This is a genomic window from Arcanobacterium bovis (assembly GCF_004331995.1).
Taxonomy (GTDB): Bacteria; Actinomycetota; Actinomycetes; order Actinomycetales; family Actinomycetaceae; genus Arcanobacterium_A; species Arcanobacterium_A bovis.
Genome location: NZ_SJDT01000001.1, coordinates 269,540 through 286,421 on the forward strand (window position 1 = coordinate 269,540; position 16,882 = coordinate 286,421).

11 protein-coding genes are annotated in these 16,882 nt (G+C 48.6%); 6 read left to right on the forward strand and 5 right to left on the reverse strand.

Annotated elements, in window-relative coordinates:
- From EZJ44_RS01185 to EZJ44_RS01205, 5 genes are all read left to right on the forward strand, one after another.
- Window positions 1-2,967 (forward strand): restriction endonuclease, encoded by a 2,967-nt coding sequence (locus tag EZJ44_RS01185; RefSeq protein WP_131279300.1) that lies wholly within the window; start codon window positions 1-3, stop codon window positions 2,965-2,967.
- Window positions 2,968-3,007: 40 nt separating this feature from the next.
- The gene (locus EZJ44_RS01190) at window positions 3,008-4,630 is read left to right on the forward strand and encodes an RNA-directed DNA polymerase (RefSeq protein ID WP_131279302.1); all 1,623 of its coding nucleotides are present in this window, start codon (window positions 3,008-3,010) and stop codon (window positions 4,628-4,630) included.
- 154 nt (window positions 4,631-4,784) lie between these two features.
- Complete coding sequence (locus EZJ44_RS01195) at window positions 4,785-5,981, forward strand: hypothetical protein (RefSeq protein WP_131279304.1); 1,197 nt, start codon at window positions 4,785-4,787, stop codon at window positions 5,979-5,981.
- On the forward strand, window positions 5,971-6,414 hold the full coding sequence (locus EZJ44_RS01200; protein WP_131279306.1) for a hypothetical protein: 444 nt from the start codon (window positions 5,971-5,973) through the stop codon (window positions 6,412-6,414). Before EZJ44_RS01195 ends, EZJ44_RS01200 begins: the two co-directional genes overlap by 11 nt.
- Before the next feature lie 862 nt (window positions 6,415-7,276).
- Window positions 7,277-8,191, forward strand: a complete 915-nt coding sequence (locus EZJ44_RS01205) for a GIY-YIG nuclease family protein (RefSeq protein WP_131279308.1) — start codon at window positions 7,277-7,279, stop codon at window positions 8,189-8,191.
- 115 nt (window positions 8,192-8,306) lie between these two features.
- On the opposite strand, the gene EZJ44_RS01210 is transcribed toward EZJ44_RS01205, so the two are convergent.
- The 3 genes from EZJ44_RS01210 to EZJ44_RS01220 all read right to left on the reverse strand — a co-directional run bounded on the left by EZJ44_RS01210 (window position 8,307) and on the right by EZJ44_RS01220 (window position 13,491).
- Window positions 8,307-8,648, reverse strand: a complete 342-nt coding sequence (locus EZJ44_RS01210) for a hypothetical protein (protein ID WP_131279310.1) — start codon at window positions 8,646-8,648, stop codon at window positions 8,307-8,309.
- A gap of 152 nt (window positions 8,649-8,800) precedes the next feature.
- Complete coding sequence (locus tag EZJ44_RS01215; RefSeq protein ID WP_131279312.1) at window positions 8,801-10,399, reverse strand: ATP-binding protein; 1,599 nt, start codon at window positions 10,397-10,399, stop codon at window positions 8,801-8,803.
- A 296-nt stretch (window positions 10,400-10,695) separates the two neighbouring features.
- Window positions 10,696-13,491, reverse strand: a complete 2,796-nt coding sequence (locus tag EZJ44_RS01220; protein WP_165496058.1) for a TIGR03773 family transporter-associated surface protein — start codon at window positions 13,489-13,491, stop codon at window positions 10,696-10,698.
- A gap of 184 nt (window positions 13,492-13,675) precedes the next feature.
- Here EZJ44_RS01220 and EZJ44_RS01225 point away from each other — a divergent pair, with 184 nt between their 5' ends.
- Window positions 13,676-14,911 (forward strand): S66 family peptidase, encoded by a 1,236-nt coding sequence (locus EZJ44_RS01225; RefSeq protein ID WP_131279316.1) that lies wholly within the window; start codon window positions 13,676-13,678, stop codon window positions 14,909-14,911.
- Between the two features lie 228 nt (window positions 14,912-15,139).
- Here EZJ44_RS01225 and EZJ44_RS01230 read toward each other — a convergent pair whose 3' ends face one another.
- Window positions 15,140-15,688, reverse strand: a complete 549-nt coding sequence (locus EZJ44_RS01230) for a YagU family protein (protein ID WP_376988819.1) — start codon at window positions 15,686-15,688, stop codon at window positions 15,140-15,142.
- 150 nt (window positions 15,689-15,838) lie between these two features.
- On the reverse strand, window positions 15,839-16,711 hold the full coding sequence (locus EZJ44_RS01235) for a patatin-like phospholipase family protein (RefSeq protein ID WP_165496059.1): 873 nt from the start codon (window positions 16,709-16,711) through the stop codon (window positions 15,839-15,841).
- Window positions 16,712-16,882 lie beyond the last annotated feature (171 nt).

The following is a 16,882-nucleotide window of genomic DNA, read 5'->3' on the forward strand; positions in this document are numbered from 1 at the left end:
ATGAAACTGAAATTCGACGAGAATTACGGCTACCAGCTTGACGCAATCAACACAGTGGTAGACCTTTTCGATGGTCAGCCATACGATTCTGGGCAATTGACTGAGGCCCTCTTAGGGCTACATTCACTTCCCATCGTTCTTGGACAAAGCAGGCTACCTGGAGCCGATGAACAGTTTGGAGTAAACACAGATTCAGAGATACAGCAAGAAATCGGAGCTATCGGCAATAATCTCGTGCTGGGCGAAGCAACGATCCTTGACAACCTCAAACGACGCCAAGAACATAACGGTTTACCCGAGTCTGCATCGCTCGTTGACGGTCTCCAATTCGATATTGAAATGGAGACAGGCACAGGAAAAACCTACGTGTATCTGCGCACTATCTTTGAGCTAGCGAAGAGATACAACTTTACGAAGTTTGTGATTCTCGTGCCGTCAGTACCTATTCGCGAGGGTGTGAATTCGAGCATTCACTTGATGAAAGATCATTTCAAGAAGCTCTACCCTACCTTAAATTTCAACCACTTCGTGTATTCCGGAAAGAACGCAGAACAAGTTCAGAGCTTTGCGACATCTACCGCTATCCAAATTATGGTGATGACGGTAGATGCAATTAAAGGCGATGCCAAAAACCGTATTCTCCATCAGCACCGTGACCGTCTCAATGGTCTTCGTCCTGTGGATTTCCTCCGCGCCGTCAAACCAATTGTAATCATGGACGAACCACAGAATATGGAATCAGATCTTTCCAAATCTTCGGTAAAGGAGCTCCGTCCCGCTTTCACACTACGTTATTCAGCGACCCATAAGAAGAATCGCAACCTCGTATACCAGCTCGATCCAGTAGCAGCCCACAACCTTGAGCTGGTGAAAGGCATCGCAATTGCGGAAACTCTCCAAAGCGGAACCAACACTACTCCTTATATCAAGCTATTGGAGGTGCGCCACGGGCCAAAAAAGTGGGAAGCGAAACTTGAGCTCAATATTCGAAAGAAAGACGGAACCGTTTCCCGCTCCTCAAAGTGGGTAGCACAAGGAGTCGACCTCGCTCGTGCTACAGACAACGATACTTACTCAGGAAACTGGCGAATTAACGAAGTAAGCATCGAACCACCGTACATTGAGCTTTCAAAGCATGGGTTGTTGCAGATTGGCGAACAAATTGGCGGTAGCCAAGACGCCGTATACCGCGAGATGATTCGCGAAACAATCCGCGAACATTTCCGCAAAGAAACAATGCTTCGTCCACGCGGAATCAAAGTACTGAGCTTATTCTTCGTCGACAGAGTAGCGAGCTATCTAGGCGACGGTAGCTCAAATGAAGAAGCCAACGGGAAATTTGTGCAATACTTCGACCAAATTTTTGAAGAAGAACGCGAACGTAATCCGCGAGTACTAGAGCTGCTTCCGGAGCGACCCATTGACTATCGCCGTGCGTACTTTTCAAAAACTAAAGGTAGGTACTACGATCCGAAGACAGGAACTGCTAAGGATGACGACTCCTACGATCTGATTATGAAAGACAAGGAACGCTTGCTCTCTGAGGAAGAACCAGTAAGATTCATCTTCAGCCACTCTGCTCTTCGTGAAGGTTGGGATAATCCCAACGTGTTCCAAATCTGTACACTCCGTGAAATAGGAAGCGAAACCGAACGCCGTCAAACAATCGGCCGCGGCTTGCGCCTCCCCGTCAACGCAGCTGGTGAACGCGTATCGGATCGAGCGGTGGCGCAACTGACCATCGTCGCCGATGAAAGTTACAAAGAATTCGCTAACGCCCTGCAAAACGAATACGAAAAAGCGGGCGTAAAGATCGGCGTAGTGCGCGAAAACGAGTTTACGGATCTTCCATGGCACAACGGTGACGAAGTCATCAACCTCGGATTTACCCGTTCCAAAGAAATCTGGAATCAGCTCAAAGACAACAAAATCATTGACGCTAAAGGGCATCTCACGGAAAAATTTGCGCCGGAGGTACCTGATTTCAGTCTGAACTTATCCGCTGAATTTTCACCCATTGAGCAGCTCATCATTGAACGGCTAAAGGATCTCAAAATCGAGCGAATCGTGAAATCGACACGACATCGAGTGACGAGAAAACTCAACAAACAGATTTATGATTCACCCGAATTCGAAGCATTTTGGGCAGCGATTAGTGCGAAGACAACATACAGTGTGCGGTTTGATAGCGACGAGTTGATCGCCAATGCAATTAAGCGGATTAAGAAGATCGAGTATATTGAACCGCTACGTATTCAAGTGACGAAAGCACAGTTGCGTATTGAGCGCGGCGGGGCGCATGCGGATGAAACTTCGCAACGCTCTGCTGATCTCCGCAGTAGTTATCCGCTTCCCGACATTGTGAAACAGCTTCAGGAGGCTACATCCCTCACACGCAAAACAATCGTAGATATTCTTATTGGATCTGGCAGACTTAATGAATTCATCGGTAACCCCAACGACTTCATCAAGCTGGTGACTGAAGCTATCCAGGACGAACTGGCTGAGGTTGTAAGCGAAGGCATCCAGTATGAGCGAATCGGCGGCAGCGTGTATTCATTGCGTGAGCTTCAGCAAGATGGTGAAAAAGAAAAAGCATACTTCTTAGATAATCTCTACAAGGTCAAGAACGAGCAAAAGACCGATTTCGACTATGTGGTATTCGATTCCGACACTGAAAAGAAGTTTGCTGAGATTCTCGACGGTCGCGAGGATATAAAACTCTTTACCAAGCTGCCGCCTAAGTTTAAGATCGATACCCCAGTTGGGCCGTACAATCCCGACTGGGCGATTGTTAAACACGTAGACGGTGAAGACCGAATTTACATGGTGCGCGAAACGAAGAGCACAGCTAATGCGGCTTTACTACGTCCGAAGGAACAAGCGAAGATTGACGCTGCAAAGAAGCACTTTGAAGCGCTTGGAATTGACTACAAGAAATCGAGCCCTGAAGGGTGGAATTTGTAGCGGATGACGTTGCAACCGATTTTATACGTAAAAGGTTTTTATGAAGAAAAGTTTGTACGCTCGGCAGCTTAATGCGATATCCAAGACTGCATTAATGGAGGGCTTATTCGTGCATGGAATGTTTTCTGACAAGTTACCTCCGATTTTTCAGAGCCATCTTTTTGCCGAATGGAGGAAAGCTTACAAACCTTGCACACAAACGGGCACGTGGCGCGGACACATCGAATTTTGGCAACATCGCGATAACGGTAAACGAAGGAAAATTGATATTCCTGAACCATTTTCATATTACGACCTTTGCAACGCAATCGCTGAACATTGGTCTAGCGACTTGGTGCCACACTTTGAACGGATGACCGAAGACGATCAACATAAAGTGAGCAGACTCCATGTCAGAAGGCTTCGTGATACGAAGTCAATTTTTAAGATGACATATAAAAATTTCAAAATAGATGGTTCTGACGAAATCCAGATGAGCACGAATAACCGGTATGTTGTTAGAACCGATATTTCATCCTGTTTTCCATCAATTTACACTCATGCTTTTTCCTGGGCCGCGATAGGAAAAAATGAAACCAAAAAACAAGTGAAGAATAACGAACATAAGACTGTGTGGGACACACTCGATACACTCACTCAAGCGCATATGAATGGTGAGACCCATGGTGTCCCAATCGGTCCTATAGCCTCACACGTTCTCGCGGAAATAATTTTGACAGCTGTCGATAAGGATATAAAAGAGGCAGGTTTTCGATTATTTTATCGCAATATTGACGACTACACCTTTTACGGAAAAACAATTGATGAATGTGAACGCTTTATAGCACAATTTACAAGATCACTTAGCATGTTTGGGCTAACGCCAAATACAGAAAAGACTATGATCGAGGAATTACCCCAGTCAGCAACATCGGCTTGGGTAAGAAAGGTTCGTAATCATATTGTTGTTTCGAAACGCTTGAATAGAAAGAAGAATCAAGCGAAGGGTTTACTCAAATTCCCACAAATCAATGATTTTCTTGATGATGTTCTGGAAATCGTTCATAACGATGGAAACAAAGCAACGTCAATGAAATATGCCTTTAGTATGCTCAAGAAATACAAGCTAACTACGAATGCAAAAAAGGCATTAATTTCACGAGCCGTTAATATGTGCTACATATTTCCGTACATAACACCTTTGCTCTGGGAGGGCATTATTGAACCGCATGACCTTGTTTTTTATACGCGAACCAATATGCTTAATTCACTGAAAGATCTTTATCAAAATAGGCTTTCAATGAATGACTACTCAAGTTGTGCTTGGATAATTTATCTATATGACAAGCTCGACGTCCACGACGAAACCTTTGATGTAAAGTTCGACAATAAACTAATAGAGGATGGAGTTCTCCTTGCTACTTATTATTTCTATTGCCTTCGTAGCAATAATGTTAACAAACTTGTCGATCTCCGCAAAGAAGCAGACAAGATTCTAGACACAATTATCGAACAAGCTCAAAAGGATAAATCCAAAGCACTCCCATATTTTGATGAAAATTGGTTGTTTCTATACGAAGCATGCAGCAAAAAGAAACTTAACGCGCTTAACCAACATTATGGACAAATGAGAAAAAACGGAGTTACTTTCTTCGTGGATTCCGCTAACGATAAGGCCAGTTAAATCCAAAAACCTGCAGCAAACAATACCCTAATAGTAATATTAAGATCACTACTCTAAGCTGTTTGACAAACTTACGGTCAACTTCAATTACTACTACTTTCACGCAACAATCAAAGCACCAAACAATTTTCACCTAATACTATAGGACAAACATATGGCACTCGATAAAGAAACAATCATTATAGCCATAAAGCATGAGAAATGCGCAATAAGCCGATCGGTGTTCGAGATGCTACTTGAGAATTCGATTGCTTACAGTGATTCTAATTTTCTTGATGCACTAGAACACGGTCGAGTTCAGTTTGCAACACTTCGACAGCTCGCCGAGAAAACACGTGTACCTTTACCACTATTCTTTGCTCCTGAGGATTTCGTAAAATCACAAATCAAACAACAAAACGATATTTTGATTGCAAATTATACCAACCAGACCATCTATATGAATTCGCGTAATTCATTGGATGTACGAGATATCCAGCTTATAGTCAAAGATTTAATCCAAAAACGCGAGACAATCAAAAGGCTGTATAAACCAATTCCAGATAACAACATTACTGGCAGCCTCAAACGACGTGGGCTCTCAATTCAGGATGATGCAACAAAACTATCGAAATTATTAGGTTTTCACATAGAGCATTTTCGGAGTTATCGAGAGAAAGAAGACGCATTCAGATATATAGTGGAACTCGCCGAGCAATCCCGCATTTACGTTTCTCGGACACAACAGCACGTAATGCCTCAACGAATAACCAAGCCATCATTCAGTGGTTTTCTTCTAAAAGATAGAAAAATCCCCTACATATTTTTGGCAAATAACAGCAATGGAGAATTTGAAGAAGTTGCAGGGCGCAGAATCTTCACACTTTTATTGCTAATCGTCATGCTAGCACGGGGCATATACCAACCTGTTGCTTTGTCTGACGTTGAAAATGAATCAAGTGATTCATACGAGTATGATCTCGTCGGAGAAATTTTGCTTCCCAAAGAAGATTTAATCAAAGCAGACCCCGTTGGACTTGAAGAGATGAAAACACTCGCTTCAGAGTGCAAAGTAACTCCGAGCATGGTCGTGGTCAGATGCCAGCGTGTTGGATTGATTTCCAAAGAAGCAAGAATGCAGCTCCTAGACGAACTTCGGGAAGAGTGGGAAAACTCTACGAGTCATTATAGGCGAAATCCATCACGATGGAATCAAGTGCTACGGTATAGCGGCCACGAGTTTACACGACAGATGTTTAGTGCGCTGGAGAAAGGAAAGATCAGCCGTCCAGACTTCCTTCGCATTGCTACCCTGAACAAGTTGACTAGTAAGCAGATTTCTTCACTTCAGGAAGCCGCATATGGACATTGATACGCACTACTTTTTGGATACCAACGCGCTCACACGGCTACATCCAAAGGAACGCACCGGTAACTTCTTCATGAAAAATTGCCATATTCCATCATCAGTCTTAAACGAAGTTGGAGACCCCATTGACAAAGGCAAACTTTCAACTTTGGAATATCCAATAAATGCTAAAATCCTTGAAATCGTGAAACGAATCATGGAAAAGCTGGACATCCACGATACCTCTCTCGTCAATTTATACTCTAATAAGGGAACAGCCGATCCATTTCTTGTTGCCACTGCAATCTACGCTCGTGATCTAGAAGCTACAAAATTATTCTCAACGTTATACATAGTCGTTTCTAATGATAAAGCTGTCCGTAAAATTTGTGACTGTTTTGATGTTGAGACGATTGATTCGACTACTTTCCTAACAATTCTTAAGGACAACACATAGTAACAACATTTATCTACCGAGCAAACACAAAACAGCAACTTCAGACCAACGCATTAGATGCCTCGAACACATTCTAAATAAACTTAAGCAATTCCACCTGAGAGGACTCAGCTATGGATACACTGGCAGACATCGCGACGGTAATCACCGCAGTCCCTGTGTTAATTGCAACTCTTATATTAATCGGCAAAACGGTTCCTTCGTGGTTTCTATACCCAGAAGGCTTGGAGATCATACCTGACCTAGCAAGGGGAGACCTTGGCTACACAGTTAAAGTTACAAATCGAAGCAACATCAATAAAGAAATATTAATAGTTGGGGTCGTACGAGGTTCATTTCTGCCGCTTATGATACACCTTACTAGGCGGCTTAACTCCAGCATAGCTCTCGAGGGAAGCTTGTTTTCTTGTACTATTCCACGGAATGTAAACGACTCACTTAAGACCGGAGATTTCAGCTATTTCCTCGTTCCCAAACCTGCATCTCCAGCCGATAATTACTGGAAACATAATACTTACGTGGATTTATGCGAACGTTTCAAAGATTGGATGCAAACATCAGAGAAAAATGACCGCATTTTCGCCTATGTACTCCTGAAAGATGGAAAATTTCTATTAGGAAAATCGATCCCAATCAGTTTCTCTTCAGCTCCACCGATGCCACCGATATGCAAATGTGGTCACTCAATTGCTTTACATCGCATGAAAGAGCCCAAGCGTCTATCTGCAAATATGACATATTTTGGCCGTTGCAAAGACTGTTTATGCTGGCGGTTTAGAAATGACCACTTTCTTCACCGATAAACTCAATAGTATTCCAAAAAGAGCAGTTGATAAATACTGAGTAAAGGACTCCCCACCCCATGTCCACGCCAAAAACAATCGAATTATTCCTTCTGGACGGTACCGCTGCGGGACGTAAGAAAGCATCGCTCAGCAACTGGACCGGCGTCGTCTTCCTGTTGCCCCGCACCACAATCGAAACCTCTCGAGACCGCGACGATCTTCGCCAGACCGGCGTCTACTTCCTCTTTGGCACCGACGATTCCGACAAAACAAAGGTATACATTGGCCAAGCCTGCGAACGCAAGAACGGCCAAGGTGTACTCGCCAGAATCATCGAACATCGCGAGGAAAAACTTGACTACTGGACCCACGCGATCGCTCTGATCACTTCCAACGACTCGTTCGGCCCCACCGAGATCAGCTACCTCGAACACCGGTTCACACAGATGGCACGCGATGCGGGACGCTACGACGTCGCCAACGGGAACGATCCTTCAATCGGCAAAGTGACAGAAGAAAAGCGCGCAGAGCTGGACGAATTCATCACCAACGCTAAGCTACTAATCGGAGTGCTTGGCTATCGCGTCTTCGATCCGATCAACGAGGCACGTAGCGTCACGCCAGAGGCTCCCCACGAGCTCACCAACGCCGATGCCGGAGCCACTGCCACCGTCGAACCGTTACTACAACTCACCTGGGGAAGCGCTCAGGCCACTGGCCGGCAAACCTCTGACGGATTCGCCGTGCTCGCCGGCTCAAAACTCCGCCCGGAAACGGAATTCACCAACACGGTTCCTGGTTCTGCACTCAAACAACGCGAGCGCTACCGCGACGCTATCGACTCTTCAACCTCTACCCTGGTCAAAGACGTGTTGCTCGCTAGTCCCTCGGGTGCGGCGGCATTCGTCGTTGGCGCTTCGGCCAACGGTATGACAGCATGGAAAACTGAAGACGGCGTCACGCTTGCGGAACTTGAGAGGCGGGAAGAATAGTGTTACCCATGCTCTTCTCGATACTTTCCAACCAAGTTGTCCCCTCGGTCTCTGGCTCTCCGATTCTGTATTCCGTCTATGAATACAGCCAGTTCATATCATCTGTTGTCTCCCTTTAATGCACAGTCTTGCAATCATCCAGAACCACCCGCACGAGCTCCTCAAGATCCTCTTCACTCAACGGAAGCTCAAACGCCGTCGGCGCCTGCTCTACCAATGGATCGCGTGGCGTCGCACGCTTGCCACCCAGATTCACCTCCACACTTATCCGATCTACCAGCGCGTGTACATCCCCAGAATTCGGATCCTTGTCAAGCGACTGCAAATTCACCAGCACCTGCACATCGTCCCGCCATGCCTCAACCCATTGCCAGCCGGTGAGGTCAAACGGAGGATCCAGCCGCCGCCCACTTCCATCTTCGCGACAAGATTCCCATCCCCACAACAAGACTTTCACAGTGCAAAAATTACACTTACAGTCCAAGTATTTTTACACTCTGAAAAAAAGTTACACTCTCGAGTCGATATTTACACTCTTCGCTCCGAAGTGCAGTTTTGCACCAAAGAGAGCAACTCCCTGCGTCACTTTTTCACTCTCGAATTAGCAATCTACTTATTCCAAAGCCCCTCGCGCGCCCAGGGTTCCACGCTGTACTTGGTTGTTTTGACTCCCCACCCTCCGTCACGTTGCACTATTCCTACAGCAAGCAGTTTGTTCAATACATACCGCACTTGCCCAACGGACAATCCCGAAGATTCAACAAGCTCAGAAACCGACATGCCGTCAGGTGCATTTCGGAATGCTGCAAGTAACGCGTATGCATTCTTTCTAATTGCACGCCCAAAATTTTCTAGTAATACAACTTCCGGCACTCTCTCAGCAGACGGCAAGGTCGCGCTTTCCAAAGTAAGTTTCGATGTTTCCTCGCGTTCTAAGGCTTCAACACCCGATTCGGAACCACGCTTAAAATTTGATTTTGATGCGTATAAAATCACCGTAAATTGCACACCTGTATCTTGAAACGAAGGTTCCGGTAATCCCGCATCGCGTACCTGTTTGAATACTTCTCGAACTCCTGCACCTTCACCTTCAATAACATTGTTACCCGAGGCTGAAGTTACATGTTTAGCCATATCGTACAGCCGTGGATTGACTGCGTTTTTCGTCAAAGTTGCACTCTTCAACTGTTCAGTAGACACGCCACGCAATCCACCTGGATTTACGATCACCAAGCGATCAGCACGCACACGTACCTCAACCCACTTGCCCTCAGTGTTTGGGCTCAAATCTCGATGCACCAATGCGTTAGCTAAAAGTTCCCGCACTGCAGGCAATGGATACACACTCTCTTCTCGCATATTTCCATCACTTAAATAACGATTCTGGCGAGGAGTGTTCTCCTTTACCCATGCGAGTACGTCTTCCAACAGGTCAGGCAACGGCCCATCAAAATCTTTTCTATTTCTAGTCCGAATACCTTGAGCATTGGCAGGATTCTCCACTGCGGCGGTAATGCGCAATTGCGGAGCTTTCGCCTGCGGATAGTAACCAAGGGCATATAGTCCAGCTAATGTTAACTGTCCATCTTCAGTTTGAATGTTGCATGTGCGGAGCAATACGTCGTCATCCTCTATTTGCGCTAGGCGCTTACTCTTCGCACGCACGTCTTTGAGATATCTATCGACAAGTCCCTGATCGAGATCATCTACTGCCGAATTCGTCACCGGCACAACGTCAAATCTATATTGTTCTGTATGCGATGCTTTCTGAATTTCAATAAGCGCATAATCAGAATCATTCATCACATAATCGCCATCCGACTGGCGCAAATATGCTTTCCCACCGTAACGCGCCGGGCGTTGTGACAATGGTAGCGGAATTACTTCAATAACGAGCACGCTTTTACCGTCAATATCAAAAATCTCATGCATAAGCTGCGGAGCAGGAACCACAGCATTACGAATCTGACTCACTACCTCGTTAAACATCTTATTAGGATCATCAAGACCTATAACAGCAAAGTTGTACTCTTCTGCGACTCCCAGAATGATCGTTCCACCTTCAGGCATGTTCGCGAAAGCACACACGGTTTCCGGCAGATTCTTCGGCAAATGCGATGCGCGTTTCACCTCAATACCAGTTGCGTCACGCCCAATCTCGCGAAAATCAGCGAGGCGTTGAAGTATCGCTTCTTTAGTCCACGTCATATTTAGAGTGTAAAAACTTTCACTCTAGAGTGCAAATATTTTTACACTCTACATCTAGATTTACACTCTTTAAAAAGTTTCACTCATACCGATGTTTGATCCACACAAGTCAAACTTGCCTTTGCACTTGATACCAATCAAAACGACGACGGACGCGCACCACACCTTAAAGTGTAACCACACGTCCGTCGTCATCCGGTTTCATTTACGAATCCCTGGGATCACACAGCCCCAAAGCTCGCTAGGGCTATGTCACTGGGAGCGACCCTATCCAGCCCTCCAGGGCAACCCGATCCCTAAGCCATCCGGCGCATCTGAACCAGTCGCATCGCCTGTAGCACCGTATTTGCCAGCAACAACACCACACCAGAGCCGATCAGCGTATTGGTGGTCGTCCACCCGCCTGAGCCTGAGCCTGCACCGTCGGAACTCACCATAGCGTCGCCCAAACCGGTGCCGCTCAGCGACTTCACGCTGGCATTCTCGCCACCCGCAACGCCATCGCCCAAGCCAGTACCATCAGCCAAGCTCGCATCGCCGCCCGCAAGTGCATCGTTAAGCGAACCCAGCACATTCGTGGCCACCGTGCCTCGGCCTACGCCGCCACCTGCACCGCCGCGTCCAGCACCAGTTCCAGCAGAACCGGCGAGCGCTTGACCAATCGCTGCTCCGAAATCGAAATGACCGCTGGTCACGCCGTCGCCCGAACCAACATTAAACACCAAAGTGCCGTGGTTCGACACCGTCTTCCCATTCTTGAGCGTCGCCGTGGTGGTAATTCCTACCCGATACGTGCCCGCCTTGGTAAACACCCAGTTCGGATGGGCGTGCACGTTCGGATTGAGCACGATCGAGCCGCCTACCGACCCGTTCACACCCGAGAAAATCCGCTGGCCCGCGCCTCCAAAGTTATTCGAATAAAACACTTCCATCGCGCCCGGCCCCGAGAACGACGTAAGCGCCAGCTTCAAATGACCAGTCGTCTTCGCAAGGAGTGTGGGGTGTTGGGAGTTGATACCCAGCCACGGCACGCCCGCCACCTGGCTACTCGAGATCATCCACACCGCGCTACCAGCTGGAATACGCCCGATATTCTCCGACGTCGTCGCGCGCCCAGCGTCGCCAATCGCAAACGCGAGCGAACCCGGATTCACCCACTTCGCAGGTTGTGAGCGGTCATCTTTAATCATCGGCAAAATCGCGTCAACGTATTGCGGTTGATTCACCGCCGGAACCACAGTGGCGATGCCGCTACCATGCGTCGGAGTTCCAGGCGCATTGCCCGACGCCGGTTGCGGGCTTAGTTGCGAACCAGGCTGTGGGCCGGGGGCAGGTTGCGAACCAGGCTGCGGCTGCGCGTTTCCTGTATCTGTACCCGATCCGCCTGGCACGCCGTCATTCGGCAGCCCATCGTTCGCACCCGGCATCGGCTGCACGTCACCTGGCGATGGCTGCACCTCGCTCGGATCGCCCTTGTAGGTGCCGTCAATCAGCTCTTTTGGCACATCATTGCCCACGTACCAAATATAAGTTGCCTCGTTCGACACGGTAGACGCACCCGCGCGCGCATCCTTCGCCCGCATCTTCATCGTGTAGACGCCGGGCTTTGTGAAAACCCAGTTAGTGTGCACGTGCGCAGGATATGCTTGATGAATCTTGTCGCCCGTTTGCAACTCAAAATGACCCGAGGCCAGGGGTGATGCGGGACCGTTGAAACCACCAATTTGATAAGTAAATACTTTTCCTGGCCCCTTGACCTCGAGAAACTCTAAATCAATCGCGTCAAAATCAGGGCGCACCGCACCGGTATCCCAACCGGGGAATGGTAGCACTCCCTGTTTATCACCACTTTGGCCAAGGAAGTAACCTGCCGGCACTCCAAATTTGCTTGCGAACTGCGCGGGAAACTTCGTAATGGCCGCCTCCCCCACGTGCACAATAATATCCTCGGCCCTGCGCTCAACCGGGCTCGACCCCGTGTCGTCCTTGGCATTCAGAACGAGTTTTCCGTCCTTCGCAATCACGTGGAAAAGGTCGATATGTCCTTTACTCAGCACCAAGCGGGGTGACGACGCCGTTCCAGGAGTTCCAGGAACAGGCGAGTTTGTCTCGGGGGACGTTCCGTCCGTGTTTCCGGTGCCAGGCTGCGTTTCGCCAGGCTGAGTTGGTGACGGCGTATCCGCGCCGTCGTTTGCGTCGTCGTTCGCACCGTCATCAGCATTTCCTGGATCGGTATTGCCGCTACCGGGCTGTACAGTGCCAGTATCGCCAGAACCTGGATTTGCTGGTGACGGAGCAGCAGGAAGCTCGGCAGTATCTGGGATTTCAGACAGCACCTTCGCGGCCGGAGCAGGTCGCTCATCGAGACCATTCTTCAGCACGTTGAAAGTGAGCGTGAAAGAATCGGAGGCTACTTGCGAACCATCCTTCTTAATGACGATCGCACGGCCGGTTAACGTGTACTTTCCAGCATGCTCGAAGTACCAGTGTCCATGCTGGTGGCCCGGAATAGGCAGCACATCGCCCGCTTGGATATACAGGTTCTTACTTTCCATGAACGGCACGATAGCATCGGAACCATCGTCAGCCACCGACATCTCGTTGTTGTTGAAGAAGCTGATCTTGCCTGGACCGGTGACCTTCGTGAACTTGATCTTCACTTTCGCGCCGAGGTCGTCTTGACCAGGGGCGCTCATGCCCGGCTCGGCACCAGAAGCACCACAAGCACTGTAGTATCCGTCTTTGCTCGACTCTCCAAGTTGCGGGTAGTAGCCGTTGTCGAAGAGTTCGAACACTTCAGCACACTTCTCAGTTTTGATGTAAGCGGAGTTCGCAATCTGAATCTCAGTGGAATCCATATTATAGAGGTTGTTATTTATGCCGTTGCGAATCATCACCTTGGGATTATCGCCGGTGATGTCCACATAGAATGCGTCGGTATGATTACGGTCAATAACCGTCTGTCCAAAGGCTTTTGCCGTCAGTGGGGCGAATACAAGCGCGAATGCTGCCACGAACGCGAAGATGATCTTTACTCCGAGACCATTTCGGTGTAGCCGCGGCTCGTGTGCCTGCGGGTTTGAGATGCTCATCTGAATCTTCCTAGTATTTCCTGTACTCATTCAGTGATAATGGCTATCACTAATATAGGTATTGACAATACTACTTTGTTTAGAATCTTTCTCAAGAGCAAAGGGTGTGACACATCTTGCTTATTGAGTTCCGTTCTCATTGAGATATCGTTTCCCGGCTGCGTTATCCATTAGAATTCTTGGTATGGCCCCAGACTTTTCCCACGACCACCGCAATTCTCACGGTCACCCAGACGCGCGAACATCTACCAGCTCCACACCCGCTATACCGTTCAACAACACAGCTTCTCCAGCTACTCCGGCACCCATCACGCCTGAGCGCACTACGCCTGTAGCTACCACGCCGCCCGTTGGTGCGCACACGCCTATCGCACCCCTCCCCGCGAAACCGGGCGACGCCGTCGCCCTCCTCTCGCCCGCATGGGCAGCACCGGGCTACTTCCCACACATTCACGAGCAGGCGATACGCCGTCTTGAAGAACGGCTCGGCATCAAAATCGTCGAATATCCTACCACCCGCAAGCTCAATGCGAGCCCCGAGGAGCGCGCCGCAGACCTCCAATCTGCGATGAGTGATCCGGCAATTCGCGCGATTTTCACGTCCGTCGGTGGCGACGACGAAATTCGGGTAATTCCCCACCTCGACCCCGCCGCAATCCAAGCCGACCCGAAACCCGTGTTTGGCTACAGCGACAATACCAACCTACTGAACTGGCTGTGGTGCAACGGCGTCGGTTCATACCACGGCGGCGCTACGATGGTGCACTGGGGTGCTGCTGGCGATCCTGCACCTGAACACCTATCCACATTGCGCGCTGCCCTTTTCGGCGCGGGTTCGATCAAACTTCCACTACCCGCTACCAGCCAAGACTTCGGTTTTGATTGGTCTGATCCGCGGGCACGTTCAGAAGAATCTTCTTATGATCCCGCACTTGAACTGGAGTTTTATGGTGCGAGTGACGATCCAGTGCGTGGTATTACGTGGGGAGGTTGCCTTGAGGTGCTTGACCAGCTCGCATGGGCAGGCCGTTTACCCGATGCCACTGCTCTCGAGGGTGCAGTATTGATTTTTGAAACCTCGGAAGTAATTCCGCCACCAGATTACGTGGGACGATGGATTCGCGCACTGGGCGAACGCGGTTACCTCGAAGCTGCTGGGGCATTGGCTTTTGCGCGCCCCGTCGTCGCCAATCGCGATGCTCCCGCCACTCCCGAAGTACTGCACGCGCGCCGCGAAGCATACACCGACTACCTCTTGGCAAATATCGCCCACTATCGCAACGATCTTTTGGTGTGCCTTAACCTTCCGTTCGGGCACACAAAACCGCAGCTCATTTTGCCGTACGGTGGCGAAGTCACGATAGACCCAGCCCGCGAATGCGTGATCGCGCACTATCCTACAACGGAATGCGTGCCCTAACTTAGGCTCTGACTTGTTCATCGCGCTATATACGCACGATACCTAAAGATTCGCCTAAATTAGGGCAAGCTTCGAGAACAAAGAACAGCACACAACCATAAAATAGCCAAACAAAAAGGGTGGAGCTCATTCAAGCTCCACCCTTTAGTTCCTAGTCTCGCTCAACTGTGCACACTCCAACCAGACCGCAACAATCATGAACACATTCGGTCACCTATCAAAGCACGGTCAAGCTACAGATAACTCGACCTCAGGATCAGGACGACCAGTAATACGATTACGCATATCACGCCTAAAGATTTCAATAACCCAGAGCCAAATTGCGTGTCCGAGAATTTCTGAGAAGTGCTCCTGCCATGGCTGATCCCAAGGTGCGGGAACAGTACCCATCAAAGGCATCAGCACAACATGGAACACAACCCAGATTCCCACACCAAAAGCAACCCCTTGCCAGAGTTTTATTTGCGGGAAACGCTCAGCTAAAACGCAATATAAAACCGCAAAGAAGATCGCGAACCCAAAATGAATCAAGAACGAGACCCAAGGTAAGCCTGCATTTCCATTAAACGTGTAGCTTAGGTGAGTAGTGTGATCTGAGAATCCTAATTGTTCAAGGAAAGCCTGCGGTGGGTTGGTGGCATTACGCTCGGGAGTGCGTGGTGGAAGTGGAACTTCCCAGCCAAACTTGATGATTGCTGAAACAATTCCAGCGATAATTCCTACGATTACTGCTACGCCGTACTCGCGGCGGTCTTTTGCTGTTTGTTGTATTTTCACACGACAACGATACATCTGATATATCACGATACATACGACATATAACTAGATGTGATATTTTAGGCGGTTTTGGCAGGTCGTTGCTTTGTACCGTCTCAGACTAACTGCTCACCGCGCCGTTTATCATATTCCGCCATCAAAATTCACTCGTTAAGCACAGGAAAAACTATCCTTCTGCATATGCTTTAGAGCTTGCTTGCCCTGCTCAATACCCATTTCTACCAGTTCTCGCAGCCTATCTGAACGGTACTCAAGCACCCCAACTTGCAATGGTTCTGGTGGAAAGATCAATACTGCTTCCCCACGTTCTTCTAACTGTAGATACCGACGTTTAGTGGCGTTATATCGTTCAACACGTCCACGTAATGCCTTAGCTACCTGCGGAAGAGCTTGTACTCCTTTTGTCCATTCGCGCGGAATATCCCCCTCAGTGAGCCACACATCCCGAGGCCTCGTAAATACCGCGACATGCCGCGAATACCCGTGAGCTTCTGCTACGTCTAAACTGAACCCTTCATAAACCGCGCCGTCCATATAGCGAACACCATTTATGTCAACTTCTTCACTCGTGCCCGGCATCGAGCACGACGCCGCCACCACAGGTACATATTCCGCCCACGTTTGGTCTTGGTTCAGCCCAATCCATGTATATTCGCCATATTCGCTGGTCAAACCCGAGTATATTTTACTCGGCACATCGGCGCTGGAGTCGCCCTCAACACCGAACTCCATGTCGATATGCAAGACCCTAGCCATCCATGGAAAAAATGCAGTGAGATCAGAAATGTCTAAACCTGTGGAAATACACCGTGAAACTTCCTGTGGAAGATCGTCAATCCGCTCAATGGTTCGCCGTATTTGCCGTGCTTGATAGAGGCAAGCACAGACCGCTCCAGCCGAAACGCCATACACCGTCGGAAATACTAACCCGTTATTTTCAAAAACAGACAGCACTCCCAAGGTGAAAAAGCAACGAGAGCCTCCACCTTCGAGATGCAAACAAGTAGTTTTTTTACTTTCCACATCTCTAAGGTATATCAATCCAAAACTGCTCGTACAGCAGCACACCTAGCTATTGCGTTCACGCACAAATGTCCACCGCAATTTATATCAATCAATGTAAGCCTATTTACATACGAAGGGAATGAGCGCGCAGCATTTAAATAGTATGCACACTCGAGGCGCCCAACAGCA